The organism is Symbiopectobacterium purcellii (genome assembly GCF_019797845.1).
Taxonomy (GTDB): Bacteria; Pseudomonadota; Gammaproteobacteria; order Enterobacterales; family Enterobacteriaceae; genus Symbiopectobacterium; species Symbiopectobacterium purcellii.
Window position 1 is genome coordinate 477,721 of the sequence record NZ_CP081864.1, and the last position, 17,748, is coordinate 495,468.

Sequence of the window (17,748 nt, forward strand, 5' to 3'; positions counted from 1 at the left end):
TTTTTCTCCCTTGAAGGGAAGCGAATCGTCCCCACTTAGAAATGCACAAGGCGGGTATGAGAATGTACCCGGTGTTAATCCCAAACTGATATGGACTTTATCAAAGGAGAGCTATCAATGAAAATTCGTCCATTGCATGACCGCGTGATCGTCAAGCGTAAAGAAGTCGAGTCCAAATCTGCTGGCGGTATTGTTCTGACCGGTTCTGCTGCGGCTAAATCTACCCGTGGTGAAGTACTGGCAGTGGGCCATGGTCGCATTCTGGAAAACGGCGACGTAAAACCGCTGGATGTGAAAGTTGGCGATATCGTCATTTTCAATGATGGCTATGGCGTGAAAGCTGAGAAGATCGACAACGAAGAAGTCCTGATCATGTCTGAAAGCGACATCCTGGCGATTGTTGAAGCGTAATCATCTGAATCGAACGAATTTAAGGGAAATAAACCATGGCAGCTAAAGACGTAAAATTCGGCAATGACGCGCGCGTAAAAATGCTGCGCGGCGTGAACGTGCTTGCTAACGCAGTAAAAGTGACCTTAGGCCCGAAAGGCCGTAACGTCGTTCTGGATAAATCTTTTGGTTCTCCAGTCATTACCAAAGACGGTGTGTCCGTAGCGCGTGAAATCGAACTGGAAGACAAGTTCGAAAACATGGGCGCGCAGATGGTGAAAGAAGTGGCCTCCAAAGCGAACGACGCGGCGGGCGACGGCACCACCACGGCAACCGTACTGGCACAGTCTATCGTTAATGAAGGTCTGAAGGCCGTTGCTGCTGGCATGAACCCGATGGATCTGAAACGCGGTATCGATAAAGCGGTTATCGCTGCGGTTGAAGAACTGAAAAAACTGTCCGTACCTTGTGCTGATACCAAAGCCATTGCTCAGGTCGGTACCATCTCTGCCAACTCTGATGACACAGTCGGTAAACTGATCGCTGAAGCCATGGAAAAAGTGGGCAAAGAAGGCGTTATCACTGTAGAAGAAGGCTCCGGCTTACAAGATGAACTGGCCGTTGTGGAAGGGATGCAGTTCGATCGCGGTTATCTCTCCCCGTATTTCATCAACAAACCGGAAACCGGTTCCGTTGAGCTGGAAAGCCCGTTCATCCTGCTGGCTGACAAAAAGATCTCCAACATCCGTGAAATGCTGCCAGTGCTGGAAGCTGTTGCCAAAGCAGGCAAACCGCTGCTGATCATTGCAGAAGATGTTGAAGGTGAAGCGTTGGCGACGCTGGTGGTGAACACCATACGCGGTATCGTTAAAGTTGCCGCGGTGAAAGCACCGGGCTTCGGCGATCGTCGTAAAGCCATGCTGCAAGATATCGCAACCCTGACTGCCGGTACTGTTATCTCTGAAGAGATCGGTCTGGAACTGGAAAAAGCCACGCTGGAAGACCTGGGTCAGGCAAAACGCGTTGTGATCAATAAAGACACCACCATCATCATCGACGGTGTGGGTGATGAAGTGGTTATTCAAGGTCGTGTTGGCCAGATTCGTCAGCAGATCGAAGACGCAACTTCTGATTACGATCGCGAAAAACTGCAAGAACGCGTTGCTAAACTGGCAGGCGGCGTTGCCGTTATTAAGGTTGGCGCGGCCACTGAAGTGGAAATGAAAGAGAAGAAAGCACGCGTTGAAGATGCGCTGCACGCTACCCGTGCTGCCGTTGAAGAAGGCGTGGTTGCCGGTGGTGGTGTGGCGCTGATTCGCGTAGCTAATGCCATTCGCAATCTGCAAGCTGAAAACGAAGATCAGAACGTCGGTATTCGTGTTGCGCTGCGCGCAATGGAAGCACCACTGCGTCAAATCGTGGAAAATGCCGGCGAAGAACCTTCCGTTGTGGCTAACAACGTGAAAGCAGGCGAAGGTAACTACGGTTACAACGCCGCAACAGAAGCTTACGGCAACATGATCGACATGGGTATTTTGGATCCGACCAAAGTAACCCGTTCTGCACTGCAATATGCTGCATCCATTGCTGGCCTGATGATCACCACCGAATGTATGGTGACCGAGCTGCCGAAAGAAGATAAAGGCGACTTAGGTGCTGCTGGCGGTATGGGTGGCATGGGCGGTATGGGTGGTATGGGCGGCATGATGTAATCAACGCCGGGCACAGGCGCGTTGCGCTGAGGCCCGGATAGATAGCATCAACACGCTATTAGGCTCAACATGAACACTATCTGGTATATCGCCAGATAGTGTTTTTTCTATGTCCCTGTTTTCGTTTTTTTTCTGAGCAAATGGCGATCAAATCTTGCCTGCCCGCTGTCAAAGATTAAAAAAATGTTATCATATTGCGCACTCAACGGTGGCGGGGTGTGCCGAGGCGTGATGGGTGTGCGCTACAATAGGTACCGCAGTATGCATTTCACCAAACCCGGCGAGCAAGACTGACGCTACCGGCGTGAATTATGAGAGTGCAACATATCGCAACGGTATCGAGGCCATCGTCATGCATCAACAGCCACCATTGGAGTAGGGATATGTCCGATGCAGCGCTAACACTGCTGCGCACCATTGAATGGTTGCACGCGACCGATTGGTTAAAAGAAACGCCGATGGCGTTGCCATCCCCCGTCGATACCTGGCTAAAAGAGACCGGTTCAATGACGAAGCGGCTGGAACGACATTGCACGCAGTTGACGGTGGTGCCGTACTATAATGATTACATTGCGACTGAGATGCTGGGTGATGAACAGCGTGAGTTACCAGACAGCGCGCGTTATTGGTTGCGAGAGGTGATAATCTACGGTGATGGACAGCCCTGGGTGGCCGCCAGAACCTTGATTCCGCCCTCGGCCCTGGACACCTCGGTGTCGGCGTTGACAACGCTTGGTGATACACCGCTTGGGCGCTATCTGTTCAAACAGGATTCCCTGCAACGCGATTACATTCACATTGGACGCTGTGAAAACCTGTGGGCTCGGCGATCCCGCCTGCGTTTGTTTAATCAGCCAATACTGCTGACAGAATTGTTTTTGCCCTCGTCGCCTGCGTATCATTTTCAAGGCGTTGATCAGGGTAACCGTTAAGGAGAAATGACGTTGGAACGAAGTATGACAGCGGGAAAATGGGGCGCTTATTGTCGGTTAATGCGAATTGATAAGCCGATTGGTTCCCTGCTGTTGCTCTGGCCAACCCTCTGGGCATTATGGTTGGCGGGTGGTGGCGTACCGAGACCGTGGACGCTGTTGGTCTTCGTCGCGGGGGTATTTCTGATGCGTGCGGCAGGCTGTGTGATCAATGATTACGCTGACCGCCATTTTGATGGGCATGTAAAACGTACCGCGTCTCGTCCCTTACCCAGCGGCTTGGTGAGCGAGCAGTCGGCAAAAGTGCTGTTTGTTGTTCTGGTGCTGATGGCGTTTGCGCTGGTGCTGACATTGAATCGCATGACCATTTGGCTCTCCGTGGCGGCGTTGGCATTGGCATGGATATACCCCTTCATGAAACGCGTCAGCCACCTGCCGCAGTTTGTGTTGGGTGCGGCATTTGGCTGGTCGATCCCCATGGCCTATGCTGCCGTTAGCGAATCCCTGCCGGCCAGCGCTTGGATTATGTTTTTAGCCTACATCTGCTGGACTGTCGCCTATGACACGCAATATGCCATGGTCGATCGCGATGATGACCTCAAAATCGGCATTAAATCCACCGCGATTCTGTTCGGGCGCTTTTATACCTTGATCATCGGCTTGTTGCAGGCAAGCATGCTGGCGTTGATGGTGGTGCTAGGCATGCAGATGAAACTGGGGGCGGTATTTTACCTCAGCGTTCTGATGGCGGCGGGCCTGTTCGGCTATCAGCAATGGCTGACCGCCGGGCGTGAGTGTGATGCTTGTTTCCGTGCGTTCCACAACAATAACTTTGTAGGGATGGTGTTTTTTGCGGGGATTGTGCTGGGGCTGTGATGGTCCCCGGCATCACACAGGGCGTGTGATGCCGGAGTAAAGCGGCAATAAACCGCGCAGTAGCGTAACACTACGCTTGCGCTGCTTACTCTTGCATTACTTCCTGCTTCTCGTCTTCCGATTCTGCGCTGGCCGGCGTGCTGGCACTTTCAATCGTCAACCGAACTTCCGGTGTGATCAAATCGCTAAGAATGCGGTAGAGTTCCAAGGTATTGCGCGTATCCACGCTGCTGCTGTCGCTGATGTAACCCTCTTGACGCAGCGTGGCAACCAGCGTTGAGAACACCGCCTTATCAAAGAACTCCGGCGCGTTAATGCCATGCAGCACGGACAGTCGCTGCGCCATATTGCGGCTCTCTTTTTCCAACGTACCGCGGTTCATTTCCGGATTAGCGCCGAGTAATGACAGCGTAATTGCGTAACGTTGCAGGGTTTCCCGCACGCCGGCGGCCAGCAGTTGGAGTGTGCGAATACGCAGTGGATTCAGCACCAGCGTATCTTGCTTGATGACGATCAGTTCCTGACGCACCAGCTCAGCGGTCAACGTTTCAATGACGACAGGCAGCGCTTCTTTGCTGTAATGCAAGAACAGTTCGGCTTGAATTAATGGGTAAATCAACGACATCTGTCGTGTTAACTCATCCGGCGTGATCCTCCCGCGGTGCATGACAATACTGGCAATCATCGATGGCAGCACCAGCAAGTGCTGGATGTTATTGCGATAATAAGTCATCAACACGGCCTGTTCACGCGGCAGAATGATGATCTCGCCAATATTGTCTTGCTCGACTTCGAATTTATTCATCGCCAGCGCGTGTTCCAGCAGTTCCGGCGCGGTCTTTTTCGGTGCGGTAACATCTTTGCTGTAAGGTACATTGCGCAGCAGTTGCAAATAGCAGTCCAGCTGCTCATGCATTTGCTCACGGGTCAGCGCGCGCTGACGTGACGCCAACAATGCCGTGGAGCACAGGTTCATGGCGTTCGCAGCGGCAGCATTGTTAATGCGCACCATGATGATATCGGCAATATCCTGCACGGTAGGCGTGAGCCAGGTAGGGCGCTGCGCTTCAATCGGATCGATAGTTTCGCGCCACTGCGGCACATGGTGGTTGAGGTAAGGCGTCAAAGACAGCGGTTCGCCAAAATTCACATAGCCTTGCCCCAGGTTGCGCAGTTTGCGTAACCCGCGCACCATCTGCATGAAGCCCTCTTTCTCTTTGGTGGCACCGCGCAGCTCTTTCGCATAGGTGCCCACTTCCATCACATGCTCATAACCCACATAAATCGGCACCAGCGTGATAGGGCGGGTACCGCCGCGCAGCATCGCCTGAAGGGTCATGGCCAGCGTGCCGGTCTTGGGCTCCAGCAATCGACCCGTGCGCGAACGTCCCCCTTCCATAAAGTACTCAACGGAGTAGCCGCGTGAGAACAGCTCGCCGAGATATTCGCGGAAAATGGTGGAGTAGAGCTTGTTGCCTTTGAAGGTCCGGCGAATAAAGAAAGCCCCCAGGCGGCGGAAAATCGGGCCTGCGGGCCAGAAATTCAGGTTGATGCCGGCCGCGATATGGGGAGGAACCAGACCTTGATGATACAGCACATAAGAAAGCAGCAGGTAGTCCATGTGGCTACGGTGACAAGGCACGTAAACCAGTTCATGGCCATCCTGTGCCAACTGGCGCACGCGCTCGGCATTATGCACGTTGATGCCTTGATACAGGCGGTTCCAGGTCCAGCTCAGAATGCGATCGGAAAGTCGCACGGCTTCATAAGAGAAGTCCGCGGCGATCTCTTCCATCAGGGCGATGGCATTTTGCTGCGCTTTCTCATGGGAGATTTTCTTGCTGCGTGCCTCATCTTCAACGGCTTTCTTGATGGCCTTAGAATCCAGCAGCTTATGGAATAACTCCTGACGTACTGGCAAGCGTGGACCAACGGCGGCCAGACGCTGACGGGCAAAGTGCATGCGGGCGACACGCGCCAGTTTGTGCGCTATGGTTTTGTCTGTGCCGTGTTCGGTGGCCATGTGGCGCAGCGACACGATGCTGGAGAAGCGCACAAAGCTGTCGCGTCCCAGCCAGATCACCGCAAAAAACTTCTCAATGCCATTCAACAGACGCAGGTGCGGCGTCGCGCCGTGCTGTCCTTCGCGGCCCGGAGAGCGGCCAAACATGACAGAAACGGGCACCATCTGTACATCGAGATAGGGATTGTTGCGGTGCAGATCCAGATAATCATGGAACAGTTTGACGGATTCCTGCTTGGGCGTGTAATAGCGGAACACGCGCGGACCATCGTTAATAAACACGTGGCTGGGCAGTGATACACCGTCAATTTCAGTCGGTTCCAGCGGATCGGGCAGTTCTAAAGCTTGGCATTTTGCGCGCAGCGTCAGTAAATCCGCCTGTGAGTTATAGGGCAGCACATAAAGGATGGGGCGAGACGGATCTAGCCCTAACTCCGCCACGGGATCGTTAGGAATTATCTTGCTTTTCACTAACAATTTAAGTGCGAAATTCAGTAATTTATAGTAAATTTTACGCCAGCCGGACATAACAACCAGAAGCCTCATGAGTAGCAATGCGCCGCAAGGATACCAGAAAGTACACGGGAGATCTGTGGTGTGAGACAACGGTGTTACGGGAAAATTGCAAAAAATCTCTGATAAACGGGTGAAAAAACATGAATAAGGCTACCGGGGTAACTCGGATTATCAAGGCAACCGGGTACTCTCTCAAAGGGCTGAAACAGGCATGGCAGCACGAAGCTGCATTTCGGCAAGAACTGATGCTGCTGGTGGTAGCGGTGCTGGTTGCGTGTTGGCTCCCCGTGTCACTGCTGGAGCGGCTATTGCTGATTGGCGTGGTGGTGGTAGTGGTGCTGATGGAGTTAGTCAACAGCGCGATTGAGGCCGTTGTCGATCGCGTGGGGACGGAGCACCATGAACTGTCCGGGCGCGCCAAGGATATCGGATCGGCGGCTGTGTTTGTGGCCTTGGTCTTTGCCGCCATTGTCTGGGTCAGCATTCTCTGGCCTCTGGTTCTGGGGTGATTTCAGCATGATTTTGGGGCAATGCTCATAAAAACACGGCTATTTGCCTCTCTGTCATTCCCAAGCCGCGATGACCTGTATATACTCACAGATAAACTGTATAAACAACCAGGGGGCGGGATGAAAGCATTAACAACCAGACAGCAGCAGGTCTATGATCTGATTCGCGATCATATTGCGCAGTCCGGCATGCCGCCAACGCGTGCTGAGATTGCCCAGCGACTGGGTTTCCGCTCACCTAACGCGGCGGAGGAGCATCTGAAGGCGCTGGCGCGTAAAGGCGTAATTGAAATCGTCTCCGGTGCATCACGCGGGATCCGCCTGCTGATGGAAGAAGAAAATGCCGGTCTGCCGCTGATTGGTCGTGTTGCGGCCGGTGAACCGTTGCTGGCGCAAGAATACATCGAGTGCCACTATCAGGTCGATCCGGCCATGTTCAAGCCGCACGCAGACTTTCTGCTGCGCGTCAGCGGTATGTCGATGAAGGACATCGGGATACTGGACGGCGATTTGCTTGCCGTGCATAAAACGCAAGAAGTGCGTAACGGACAGGTAGTGGTGGCGCGCATCGAAGATGAAGTGACGGTTAAGCGCTTGAAGCGTCAAGGTAATACCGTACAACTTCTGGCGGAGAATGAGGCCTTTGCTCCCATCGTGGTTGATTTGCGTGAGCAGAGCTTCAGTATCGAAGGGCTGGCCGTCGGCGTTATCCGTAACGGTGAGTGGAGTTAAATCCCGTTAACCGACAGGGCGCTTCTGTTCAGGAAAAGCCTTGTCGGGGACGTGATGCACGCTCAGATCAACGACCAGGTTTCGCATTTTTGATGGGCACCGTATGGTCGTGGTGGCAGTGCCCGTGTTCACGGCAATCAGCCACTTCCTGACAGGCCTCGCACAGGCCATGCGCTTCTACCACGCTGTGGCGCAGCGTAAAATTGGCGCTTTGTGCCAATTGCTGAAGAATGGCTTCAATGCCTTCCGTCTGACGTTCTGTCACTTGTCCGCAGCGATCGCAAATAAACAGCGCTGAAGTATGGCTATGCTCTTCAATGTGGTGACACATGACATAGCTGTTGGTCGATTCCACGCGGTGGATAAACCCTTGCTCCAGCAGAAAATCCAGTGCGCGATAGACGGTAGGGGGCTTGGCTTGCGGTTCTGAAGCGCGCAGCAGATCCAACAGATCGTACGCACTGATCGCGCCGTGTTGCTGCGCCATCAGCCGAAGCACTTCGAGTCGCTGTGGCGTAAGGCGTACGTTGCGCTGTTGGCAAATACTTTCCGCCTGGGCGAGGAGTTTGTCTTGGTCGCTTGAATCCATTGGCCTGATCCTACCGCATGATGATGAACATGTTGTTCATCTTACCATGTAAGGCATGGATCGCGCTGTGATAATCCATCAGTGGGTTTAATGCGCCTCAGGCAACCAGATCGATAAGCAGCGCACGCAGCGGGGCTTTGGCGCGGATAGTCAGCTGTTTTTCCTGCTGAATGAAGGCGCCGTCTCCACACTGTAACATCGCTGCGTTCTCTTGCGGCGTCATGGCTTCCATTGCACCGTGAATCACCTGAAAATAGGCGCGGTTGCCGTTGAGCGTAAACGTGTGCTGTTCGCCTTCGTCCAATTGCAGATGGTGTACCCAAACCTGCTGGCGAAGTTGCAGGCTGCTGTTTTCACCTTCCGGTGAGGCGAGCAGCTTGACCTTTGTATCGCACAGTGCAAGCCGTTGCAGCGCGCTGTTTTCCCGCGACGGGCAGGCATTGAACCACAACTGCAAACGTGTCAGCGGCGTGGTATCGCTGATACTGTGCTCGCTGTAACTCACCGCAGGCTGTGCGGCTAATAACAGGACGTCGCCCGCTTTTGCGCGGATATGGCCTCCGTTGCTGTCGCGATATTCCGCTTCACCTTGCAGCAGAATATTTAAAATATCGACCTGCGGGTAGGTGCGTGGCTGAAATGCCGAGCCAGGCTTGAGGACTTCCTGATTCAGCACGCGCAGTGAGGCAAAGCCTAACAGCTCAGGATCGAAATAATGGCCGAAGGAGAAGGTGTAGCGCGCTTGCAGCCAGCCGTAGTCAGCTTGACCGCACTGTTCCGCTGTTCTGCATATGATCATGGTTCTGAACCTCAAAAATTACACTAAACAAATAGTAATTGTGTGGACGTTGGATTGTTAGCTAGTTAATCTGGTCGGTATATTCAAAATTCCTGAATGAGTGAATAAATGGCAAAAGAACGGGCATTAACGCTGGAAGCGCTGCGAGTGATGGATGCCATCGATCGCCGTGGCAGCTTTGCGGCAGCGGCTGATGAGTTGGGGCGCGTGCCGTCGGCGCTGAGCTACACCTACACCATGCAGAAGCTGGAAGAAGAGCTCGACGTCGTGCTTTTTGATCGCTCAGGGCATCGCACAAAATTTACCAACGTGGGGCGTATGTTGCTCGAACGGGGGCGAATCCTGCTTGAAGCTGCCGATAAACTGACCACTGATGCGGAAGCGCTGGCGCGTGGCTGGGAAACCCATATTACCATTGTCGTTGAAGCGCTGATCCCCACCGAGAAATTGTTTCCCCTGTTGGATAAGCTGGCGCTGAAGGCCAATACCCAGGTGTCATTGCTGACCGAGGTGCTGGCCGGTGCCTGGGAGCGTTTGGAGCAGGGGCGGGCCGATATCGTGATTGCGCCTGATATGCACTTTCGCGCTTCGTCTGAAGTGAATACGCGCAAGCTATACACCATGAACAACGTTTACGTCGCCAGTCCGGATCACCCTATTCATCAGGAGCCTGAGCCGCTGTCGGATGTGACACGCATTAAATATCGCGGGATCGCCGTGGCGGATACCGCGCGCGAACGCCCGGTATTAATGGTGCAACTGCTGGATAAGCAGCAGCGTTTAACGGTGAGTTCTATTGATGATAAACGCCGTGCGCTATTGGCGGGATTGGGCGTGGCGACCATGCCTTATCCGATGGTCGCCCAGGATATTGCTGAAGGGCGCTTGCGGGTTGTCAGCCCGGAATATTCCATGGAGAGCCAGATTATCATGGCCTGGCGTCGTGACAGCATGGGCGAGGCAAAATCCTGGTTCTTGCGCGAATTGCCCAAAGCGCTGAACCAGGCGTGAGGTGATACTCGCGACGGTCTGTTACTGATTAATTCGTCCGCTGATTAAACCTGTCACGTCCGTGCGGCGCACCCAGGTGGTTTTCTGGCCCGATGGAAATAATGCCGTGAGGATTGATCGTGCCGTGACTACGGTAGTAGTGATGGCGGATATGCGGAATGTTCACGGTTTCTGCAATGCCAGGAATTTGGTAAATATCGCGCAGGAAGCCAAACAGATTCGGGTAGTCAGCCAGCCGACGTTTGTCACACTTGAAGTGGGTATGATAAACCGGATCGAAACGCAGTAACGTGGTCCACAGACGAATATCCGCTTCGGTCACTGCATTGCCTGTCAGGTAACGCTGTTGCGCCAGACGGACCTCTAACGTGTCCAATGCCTCAAATACGCCATTGACTGCTTCATCATAGGCGCCTTGTGAGGTTGCAAATCCCGCTTTGTATACGCCGTTATTGATGGTGGGATAAATCCATTCGTTTAACGCATCAATCTGCGTGCGCAGCGCCTCCGGGTAGTAATCGCCGGGCGTTGCCCCAATTCCATCAAACGCCGAATTAAACATGCGGATAATATCGGCGGATTCATTACTGACGATGGTATGACGCGCTTTGTCCCACAGTACCGGAACGGTAACGCGTCCACTGTAATCGGCATTGGCATGCAGGTAGAGCTGATAGAGAAATTCATGCTGATAGAGCGAATCACCGGTGGTGTCAGGAAAATCGATGCCGAAAGTCCAGCCCTGATCCAACATCAACGGATGCACCACGGATACACCGATGTGTTCCTGTAACCCTTTAAGCTGACGCATGATCAAGGTGCGGTGCGCCCAGGGGCAGGCGAGCGAAACATACAGATGGTAGCGGTTGGTTTGGGCTTCAAAGCCACCTTCGCCCGTGATGCCAGGTGAGCCATCCGGGGTTATCCAGTGACGAAACTGTGCCGTGGTACGTTTGAAGTGACCGCCTGTTTTGCTGGTGTCATACCAGGTATCGTGCCATACGCCATCGATTAGTTGTCCCATGGGTCCTCCATCATCAATGTAAAAACCAGGGCGCAGAGTGCTGCGCCGCTGGTGCGAGGGTTATGCCTGGTGTTGGCATCAAACTACGTTGGTATAAAACTACGTTGGTATAAAACTACGGTGTTACCATTTTTTATTCAAAATACGGTCGATGCTGAAAGCGCCCGGGCCGGTTACTGCCAGCAGCAGATAGCCGCCTGCTATGGTCAGGTTTTTCAGGAACATCAGCTGGTTTACACCTTCGGCAAAGTTGGTGTGAAACAGCAGGGCGGTCAGTAGCGTGAATCCCGCTGTGAAAAGAGCGACGGTGCGAGTCAGAAGACCGAACAGTACCGCCAGGCCACCGCCCAGCTCCAGCAGAATGGTCAGCGGCAGCAGAAATGTCGGAACGCCCATGGCCTGCATGTATTGCGCAGTGCCCGCATAGGCATCACCCAGTTTGCCGTAACCTGCCACGATGAACAGGATTGGCATAAAGATACGAGCGATAAGCAGCGCAGTATTTTCTAAATTTTTCATCATTTGTCTCCAAGGAAAAAGGGGGCTGGCAACAGGTCTGTATGCCGCGCTATAGCAGGATATCTCTGGGGATATCATCTGCACATCCTGTATGGAGCAAATACTATGAGGGAAACGGTTTGAATTCCAGCGAGTTAAATTGTCTGTTTTTTTCAGAAAATCTGAATATGTGTGCGCCAGCCGAAAACCTTAGCGAGGCGACAGCGTTTTGCGTAGCAACTTGAGTGTTCCCAGTAAGCCGATGCCGCGTCTGGCCCAGCGAATCAGCCGATTTGGGTGGCGGGCCCCATACAGCGCGGCAGCGCCGGAAGCGAGAAGCCAGTAGCGACGCCAAGCCATGATACGCAGCCAGTAACCGTCGTAGGGCGCCGTTTTTTCCAACCACACTCGTCTTTCATAAATCACATCGAGACGCTGCTGCTCTATTTGGCGTAACAGCCGGACTTTTTCTTCCTGACGCTGCTGATGATTCATTTTTCCTCCTCTTCCAGCAGCGCTCTGTCAGTACGAAGTTCTTTGCGCGTGGCTTTGAGCAGCGTGGCACGGCGTGCTTTCATGAGCGTCCACAGGCCGATAATCAGCGCCAGACCGAGCAACGTGGCGGTGATCCAAGCCAATGCCAACAAACGGTATTCTGGCTCCAAACCCCAAATAATCAGTGCAATCAGGCTCATCAGGCCGAATGCGGCGAGAATAAGGGTAAGTCCGGTGAGCAGCAGCAGTTGAAACAGATGATTCTTTTCTTCTTCTAACTCAATGACAACCAGACGCAGGCGCGTTTCCACAATGCCGACAAGCAGCGTCAGGGTACGCTGCGCCGAAGCAATAGCCCCGCTAGCGGGGCCCTGTCGTTGTTTATCCGTCATAACAGTTTTTCGGTCATAAAAGGTTACTGAACTCCCGTCAATCAGCGGCGTGCGAGCAAAACGCCCAGCACAACCCCTACCGCAGCGCCGATACCCACACCGGTCCACGGGTTCTGCCGTACATAGTCATCCGCGTAATCCGCTGCTTCTTTGGTCTGGTTGACGATACGTTCGCCGGTTTCACTCAATCGTGAGCGGGTGTCCTTCAGTGCGCTTTCCGCTTTGCTGCGTAATTTTTCCAATTCCGCTTTGGATTTATCGCTTGAGGAGTTCAAGACTTCTTCCAGGGTATCCGCCAGTGATTTCAACTCATTACGCAACAGTTCAGATTGTTGATCTTTAGCCATGATTAACTCCTTTTCGATAAATAAGGAGTATTAACTATAGCTCAACTTTTACGATTGGAATGACAGAATGGGCCGAGATAATTCTGATAAGCTGCTGTAAGCGCTGGGTAATCCCAAGGAATACGCCCAACCCGGGGCAGTGAACGTGGGCTGGACGACGATAAAGACAAGCGAAATCTGATGGGTTATTGCCCACCGGCAGCAGTAATCTCCTGCTGGGCTTCATGCAACGCTTTCTGGGCTTCGGCAAGTTTATCCTGGCGTTTTTGAATCTTGTCTGCATCGGCGCCGGATTGCTGGCTTTCGCGTAATTCCGCTTTTCGCTCCGCGACTTTCGCTTGTTTCTCCGCCAGATTTTGCTGACGTTTGACGCGCAGGTCATCATCCTGACAGTATGTTTGCACATTGCGCAGCGCCGTTTCCAGACCTTGAATCTGGCCTGCATTACCGTGCTGGCGCGCCTGCGCCAACTGCTGTTCGATATCATCGGCTTTGGCCGCGCAGGTGCCTGCTGGTGGCACTTTTGCGTCAGCGGCATAGGCGTTGATGGCGGAGAACACCAGACCTGCGATAATCACGTCACGTAAAACGGCTACTTTTTTCATCTTATCCTCACCCAAGTGTTACGGTCTTTTGCGTCAGCTTTGGCCGCCAGAAAGGAACGGGCTTCGGCGGTTGCTGAGTGATGATTTTTGCCTGCGGAAACGAGGAACGGAGTGCTTCACGCGCGGCAAAGGTCTGCTCCGATGAAGCCAGTCCGACAATCAGACTGTCCGGCGCAGGGGTAATGCTTTTGATAGCGATACCACGTTCATTAAGACGCTGGTAAACGTAAAAACCATCAGGGAGCGGCGCACCCTGATGGTGAGGAAAAATGTGCAGCAGCGTTTCATCCTGTTGATAACTCTGTGACTGGGTCAGCAGCATCACCAGAATCATCATACGCCAGATGGCTTTCAGATAACGCCAACCGAATAACACGTTAGTTCCCTTTTGCTGCATTATCTGCGCGTTTCTTACGCCACAACACGAACAGTGAACCGAACAGGCCGACGAACAACAACACCAGCGGTAACATCATCAGGCAAAACATCACCTGATCTTCATACTTCATGAAAACCGGCGTTTTGCCAATCGCGAACCCGAGCGAAACCAGAATCAGCACCCACAGTAGTCCGCTCATCCAGTTGAAAAACTGAAAGCGGGTATTGTCCAGCCCCGAAAGCCCGGCAATGGTAGGCAGCAGCGTGCGAACAAAGGCGAGAAAGCGGCCAATCAGCAACGCGGACAATCCATGACGGTGGAACAATAAATGCGCACGCTGGTGATAGTGTGCGGGGAGATGGGAGAGCCAACCTTGTACTACCCGGGTATTCCCCAGCCACTTCCCTTGAATATAGCTCACCCAGCAGCCCAGGCTGGCAGCGGTAGTCAGCAATGCGATAGTGAATGCATAATTCATCGTGCCTTTGGCAACCAGCACGCCAACCAATACCAGCAGACTGTCACCGGGCAGAAAGGCGGCTGGTAACAGACCATTTTCCAAAAACAGGATCATGAACAGAATAAAATAGAGCGTCCAAACCAGTTTAGGGTCAGCGAGAATATCGAAATTTTGGTGCCAAAGCGCATTAACAAGTTCTTTAATTAATTCCATTCGGTATTCCTAACACAACAGCATGCTACGTGGCCCATCGGCGATGAAAGACACCGACTACAAGGGTCATTATGTACACCGGCTCGCCATGGTGAGCGCTGTTAGAGTAGAACATACCGATGTTCACATATCTCCACTTAATCCATTTTGCCCGACGAGCCTGCATTGTTGCGGTTTGGCGGCAGTAACGCGGAAAATACCGGATTAAGCGTTAAAAAGAGCTTCTAACTGTAACAAAAGCCTAAAGGTTGAGATAGGGAATTATCGCAGGAAAATGTGAGATTTATCGCTGCTATTTGAGCGAAAAGGTTTTTTTGCGCCTGATTTTACATTTTTTGACACAAACTGGTGTTTTCAGACGTTTTGGCCTCTGTTAAGTGACAGAGGCGATAGGGTTTTTTGTTCGGGTGGTCAGGATTTGTGCACGGTGATCGGCTCAAGATGCACGACGGGATTTTCGGCAAACATGTAGCGGTCAACGTTGAATTCAAAGTCATCGGTGGTGGCGCGGAACAGCATTTGCTTGGTGTTTTCCAGGTGCTGCCACATCGCCAGTTTGGCGGCGTAGGGATCTTTACGAATCAGCGCTTTAAGGATTTGATCGTGCTCTTCGCACCAGCTTTCGATTGAACGATCGTCAATGTGTTCGTGCAGTTTGAGCCAATAGGGGTTGTGGATACGCTGACTCCACATTTTTTCCACGATAGTGGCCATGGCCGAGTTCTGTGTCGCCAGCGCCACCTGAATGTGAAACTTCAGATCCCACTCGGAATCACGGAAACGGTCCTCCTGACGCGCATATTCCTGAATCTCCATCAGTTGGACGATGTCTTGACGCGTCACCTGAGTCGCCGCAAATTCGGCGATATTACTTTCAATTAACTGGCGAGCTTGCAACAGTTCAAACGGTCCGGCGGTGATAAACTCGATATCACCACCACTGGGCACGCGATGGCTTTGCTGATTGGAAATGACATGAATGCCTGAGCCTTTACGCACCTCAACGTAGCCTTCCACTTCCAGCATGATGATCGCCTCACGTACTACTGTACGGCTGACGTTCATCTCTTCAGAAATGTAGCGTTCGGCGGGTAACTTCTCACCAACAAGGTAAACGCCACTTTCGATGCGCTGCTTAAGTTCTGCGGCTAACTGTTGGTATAGTCGACGGGGCTCAGTGAGTGCCATATCTTTGCTCTTTTATAGATGACGGTCCGTAAATGGGGAACCTTTCCCTGCGACTTTCCTGCGCCGCAACCTCACCACAGGGGCGAAAAAAGGCTGAGAAAACCATCGCGTCAAGATTTGTTATACCACTTATTCGTGAAGCCGACCAACATCAAGGTCACAGTTATGCATTATCAGCCTGCAATAAAAATGCCCGATAACCGGGGTTATCGGGCGTCAAGGCAGGTCTGGCCGCGAGACAGGCAGTGATTAATGCTGCTGTGCCGTCTCGAGCGTTGTCGGTTGTTCTGCTTGCACTGCTGGACGGTCTTGCAGAATGACCCAAATCAGAATGGCACCCAGTACGTCAAAGGCTGCCAGCACCGCGAACAGTGGGCCAAAGCCGATGGTGTCTGCCAATGCGCCAACCACCAGAGCGAACAGGGTGCTCGCCAGCCAACCTGCGCCGCCGGTCAACCCGTTGGCGGTAGCCACTTCGTTACGACCGAACACATCAGAAGAGAGCGTGATCAGGGCACCGGACAGCGACTGGTGCGCAAATCCACCTACGCACAGCAGTGCGATGGCAATATAAGGACTGGTGAACAGGCCGATAATCCCTGGGCCAATCATCAACACCGCACCCAGCGTCACCACCATTTTGCGCGAAACGATCAGGTTCACTTTGAAATATTTCTGGAACAGCATAGGCATGTAACCACCCAATACGCAGCCCAGGTCAGCGAACAGCATCGGCAGCCAGGCGAACATGGCAATTTCTTTCAGGTTAAAGCCGTAGACTTTGAACATGAACAGCGGGATCAAGGCATTGATGGTGCCCCATGCCGGTTCTGCCAGGAAGCGCGGTAATGCGATGCCCCAGAACTGTCGGTTACGCACGATCTGCCAGGCGGACATTTTCTTGCCGTTATCAGCCTGATGCTGAGATTCCTGACCGCTCAGGATGTAATCGCGTTCCTCATCGGTCAGTTTTTTCTGGTCTTTCGGGTGTTTATAAAACGCCAGCCAGCACAGTGCCCACACCATGCTCAAGGCACCGGTGATGATAAAGGCCATTTCCCAACTGTGCATCACGATGGCCCAAACCACCAACGGCGGCGCGATCATGGCACCGATCGAGGAACCAACGTTGAAGTAACCGACGGCAACGGAACGCTCCTTGGCGGGGAACCATTCACTGCTCGCCTTCAGGCCCGCAGGGATCATGGCCGCTTCAGCCATGCCGACCAGGCCACGTGAAATGGCCAGACCTTGCCAGCTGTTTGCCATTGCGGTACTGGCACAGAAAATGGCCCACAGGATAGCGAACATGGCGTAGCCGACTTTGGTGCCTAACAGGTCCAGTACGTAACCGGCGATGGGTTGCATAACGGTATAGCAGGCGGAATAGGCAGCAATGATGTAGGAGTATTGCTGTGTCGTGATATGTAACTGATCTTGCAACGTCGGGGCGGCAACGGCGATAGCATTACGTGTCAGGTAACCGAGCACGGTGCCAATGGTCACCAGCCCGATCATGTACCAACGTAGCCCTTTGATTTTACGCATTTGTGTTTTCTCTCCGAGTCAAAAAAATAACACCGTGCCATTGGCTGAGCCAACAACCGGTGTTGTGTTTAGCCAACAAGGTTGGCTAGCGCACCTCCCAGAAGGGCGCAATCGCAGGGTTCCGTTGTGGAGTAAGTTTGTGGCGTCATATGCGCTTACTTTTAGGAAGGCGGCAAGGCGCATCGATAAGGACGCCTTGCTCGCCTTTTACTCTCATGAAACCTGCTTTTGATTTGGACCAGAATTTTTTCTCTTGGGAATGGAATAGAGATTGAATCCCGGTTCAAGACGGCGCTACAATAATTTGTCATACAACTTTAAAAGTTGAGTGACATCACAAAACCATTATATTTATGCGGAATTGCTAAAATTTGTTCGATATCGGCCTGTGTTGAGAGCTTGCTGCGCGGTGTCCTGACCAATTTGCCAGGCATGTGAATTTTTGCGATCATGACCTCACTAATGATATGAGATATCCAGCATAATTGGTGTGATATCTTTCAACAAAGG

General features: G+C 52.7%; 20 protein-coding genes. 7 read left to right on the forward strand and 13 right to left on the reverse strand.

What is annotated here, in order from left to right; translation table 11 throughout:
* The first annotated feature begins 117 nt into the window (after positions 1-117).
* The 4 genes from K6K13_RS02170 to ubiA all read left to right on the forward strand — a co-directional run bounded on the left by K6K13_RS02170 (position 118) and on the right by ubiA (position 3,910).
* Positions 118-411: a co-chaperone GroES gene (locus K6K13_RS02170; RefSeq protein ID WP_195312573.1), complete on the forward strand. Its 294-nt coding sequence runs from the start codon at positions 118-120 to the stop codon at positions 409-411.
* Between the two features lie 35 nt (positions 412-446).
* Positions 447-2,102 carry a chaperonin GroEL gene (groL, locus tag K6K13_RS02175; protein ID WP_222159353.1) on the forward strand — a complete coding sequence of 552 codons (1,656 nt, stop codon included), beginning with the start codon at positions 447-449 and terminating at the stop codon, positions 2,100-2,102.
* 383 nt (positions 2,103-2,485) lie between these two features.
* A complete protein-coding gene (gene ubiC, locus K6K13_RS02180) occupies positions 2,486-3,034 on the forward strand; it encodes a chorismate lyase (RefSeq protein ID WP_222159354.1) in 549 nt (182 codons plus the stop codon).
* A gap of 24 nt (positions 3,035-3,058) precedes the next feature.
* On the forward strand, positions 3,059-3,910 hold the full coding sequence (ubiA, locus tag K6K13_RS02185; protein ID WP_434064591.1) for a 4-hydroxybenzoate octaprenyltransferase: 852 nt from the start codon (positions 3,059-3,061) through the stop codon (positions 3,908-3,910).
* Positions 3,911-3,995: 85 nt separating this feature from the next.
* Here ubiA and plsB read toward each other — a convergent pair whose 3' ends face one another.
* Positions 3,996-6,461: a glycerol-3-phosphate 1-O-acyltransferase PlsB gene (gene plsB / locus K6K13_RS02190; protein ID WP_222159356.1), complete on the reverse strand. Its 2,466-nt coding sequence runs from the start codon at positions 6,459-6,461 to the stop codon at positions 3,996-3,998.
* A 128-nt stretch (positions 6,462-6,589) separates the two neighbouring features.
* Between plsB and K6K13_RS02195 the strand changes: the two genes are divergently transcribed.
* Together K6K13_RS02195 and lexA are read left to right on the forward strand one after the other, a co-directional pair.
* Positions 6,590-6,958: a diacylglycerol kinase gene (locus K6K13_RS02195; protein WP_222159357.1), complete on the forward strand. Its 369-nt coding sequence runs from the start codon at positions 6,590-6,592 to the stop codon at positions 6,956-6,958.
* Positions 6,959-7,078: 120 nt separating this feature from the next.
* Positions 7,079-7,690: a transcriptional repressor LexA gene (gene lexA, locus K6K13_RS02200; RefSeq protein ID WP_222159358.1), complete on the forward strand. Its 612-nt coding sequence runs from the start codon at positions 7,079-7,081 to the stop codon at positions 7,688-7,690.
* A gap of 67 nt (positions 7,691-7,757) precedes the next feature.
* On the opposite strand, the gene zur is transcribed toward lexA, so the two are convergent.
* Positions 7,758-8,279 (reverse strand): zinc uptake transcriptional repressor Zur, encoded by a 522-nt coding sequence (zur, locus tag K6K13_RS02205; RefSeq protein ID WP_222159359.1) that lies wholly within the window; start codon positions 8,277-8,279, stop codon positions 7,758-7,760.
* Between the two features lie 97 nt (positions 8,280-8,376).
* Positions 8,377-9,078 carry a pirin family protein gene (locus K6K13_RS02210; RefSeq protein WP_222159360.1) on the reverse strand — a complete coding sequence of 234 codons (702 nt, stop codon included), beginning with the start codon at positions 9,076-9,078 and terminating at the stop codon, positions 8,377-8,379.
* A 108-nt stretch (positions 9,079-9,186) separates the two neighbouring features.
* Here K6K13_RS02210 and K6K13_RS02215 point away from each other — a divergent pair, with 108 nt between their 5' ends.
* Positions 9,187-10,089, forward strand: coding sequence for a LysR family transcriptional regulator (locus K6K13_RS02215; protein ID WP_222159361.1), 903 nt, complete (start codon positions 9,187-9,189; stop codon positions 10,087-10,089).
* A 28-nt stretch (positions 10,090-10,117) separates the two neighbouring features.
* Here K6K13_RS02215 and K6K13_RS02220 read toward each other — a convergent pair whose 3' ends face one another.
* The 10 genes from K6K13_RS02220 to K6K13_RS02265 all read right to left on the reverse strand — a co-directional run bounded on the left by K6K13_RS02220 (position 10,118) and on the right by K6K13_RS02265 (position 17,238).
* Entirely contained in the window at positions 10,118-11,113 is a 996-nt protein-coding gene (locus tag K6K13_RS02220) for a glutathione S-transferase family protein (RefSeq protein WP_222159362.1), read from the reverse strand.
* 123 nt (positions 11,114-11,236) lie between these two features.
* Complete coding sequence (locus tag K6K13_RS02225; RefSeq protein ID WP_222160936.1) at positions 11,237-11,632, reverse strand: DoxX family protein; 396 nt, start codon at positions 11,630-11,632, stop codon at positions 11,237-11,239.
* A gap of 189 nt (positions 11,633-11,821) precedes the next feature.
* On the reverse strand, positions 11,822-12,106 hold the full coding sequence (locus K6K13_RS02230) for a YqjK-like family protein (RefSeq protein ID WP_222159363.1): 285 nt from the start codon (positions 12,104-12,106) through the stop codon (positions 11,822-11,824).
* Positions 12,103-12,498: a phage holin family protein gene (locus tag K6K13_RS02235; RefSeq protein ID WP_222159364.1), complete on the reverse strand. Its 396-nt coding sequence runs from the start codon at positions 12,496-12,498 to the stop codon at positions 12,103-12,105. Before K6K13_RS02235 ends, K6K13_RS02230 begins: the two co-directional genes overlap by 4 nt.
* Positions 12,499-12,539: 41 nt before the next feature.
* Positions 12,540-12,845, reverse strand: a complete 306-nt coding sequence (locus K6K13_RS02240) for an ElaB/YgaM/YqjD family protein (RefSeq protein ID WP_222159365.1) — start codon at positions 12,843-12,845, stop codon at positions 12,540-12,542.
* A 185-nt stretch (positions 12,846-13,030) separates the two neighbouring features.
* Positions 13,031-13,450 carry a DUF1090 domain-containing protein gene (locus K6K13_RS02245; protein WP_222159366.1) on the reverse strand — a complete coding sequence of 140 codons (420 nt, stop codon included), beginning with the start codon at positions 13,448-13,450 and terminating at the stop codon, positions 13,031-13,033.
* Between the two features lie 7 nt (positions 13,451-13,457).
* The gene (gene mzrA / locus K6K13_RS02250; RefSeq protein WP_222159367.1) at positions 13,458-13,847 is read right to left on the reverse strand and encodes an EnvZ/OmpR regulon moderator MzrA; all 390 of its coding nucleotides are present in this window, start codon (positions 13,845-13,847) and stop codon (positions 13,458-13,460) included.
* Positions 13,828-14,502: a DedA family protein gene (locus K6K13_RS02255; RefSeq protein ID WP_222159368.1), complete on the reverse strand. Its 675-nt coding sequence runs from the start codon at positions 14,500-14,502 to the stop codon at positions 13,828-13,830. The genes mzrA and K6K13_RS02255 overlap by 20 nt, the downstream gene beginning before the upstream one ends.
* A 411-nt stretch (positions 14,503-14,913) precedes the next feature.
* Positions 14,914-15,690, reverse strand: coding sequence for a transcriptional regulator ExuR (gene exuR, locus K6K13_RS02260; RefSeq protein ID WP_222159369.1), 777 nt, complete (start codon positions 15,688-15,690; stop codon positions 14,914-14,916).
* A gap of 249 nt (positions 15,691-15,939) precedes the next feature.
* Positions 15,940-17,238 carry an MFS transporter gene (locus K6K13_RS02265; RefSeq protein WP_222159370.1) on the reverse strand — a complete coding sequence of 433 codons (1,299 nt, stop codon included), beginning with the start codon at positions 17,236-17,238 and terminating at the stop codon, positions 15,940-15,942.
* Positions 17,239-17,748 lie beyond the last annotated feature (510 nt).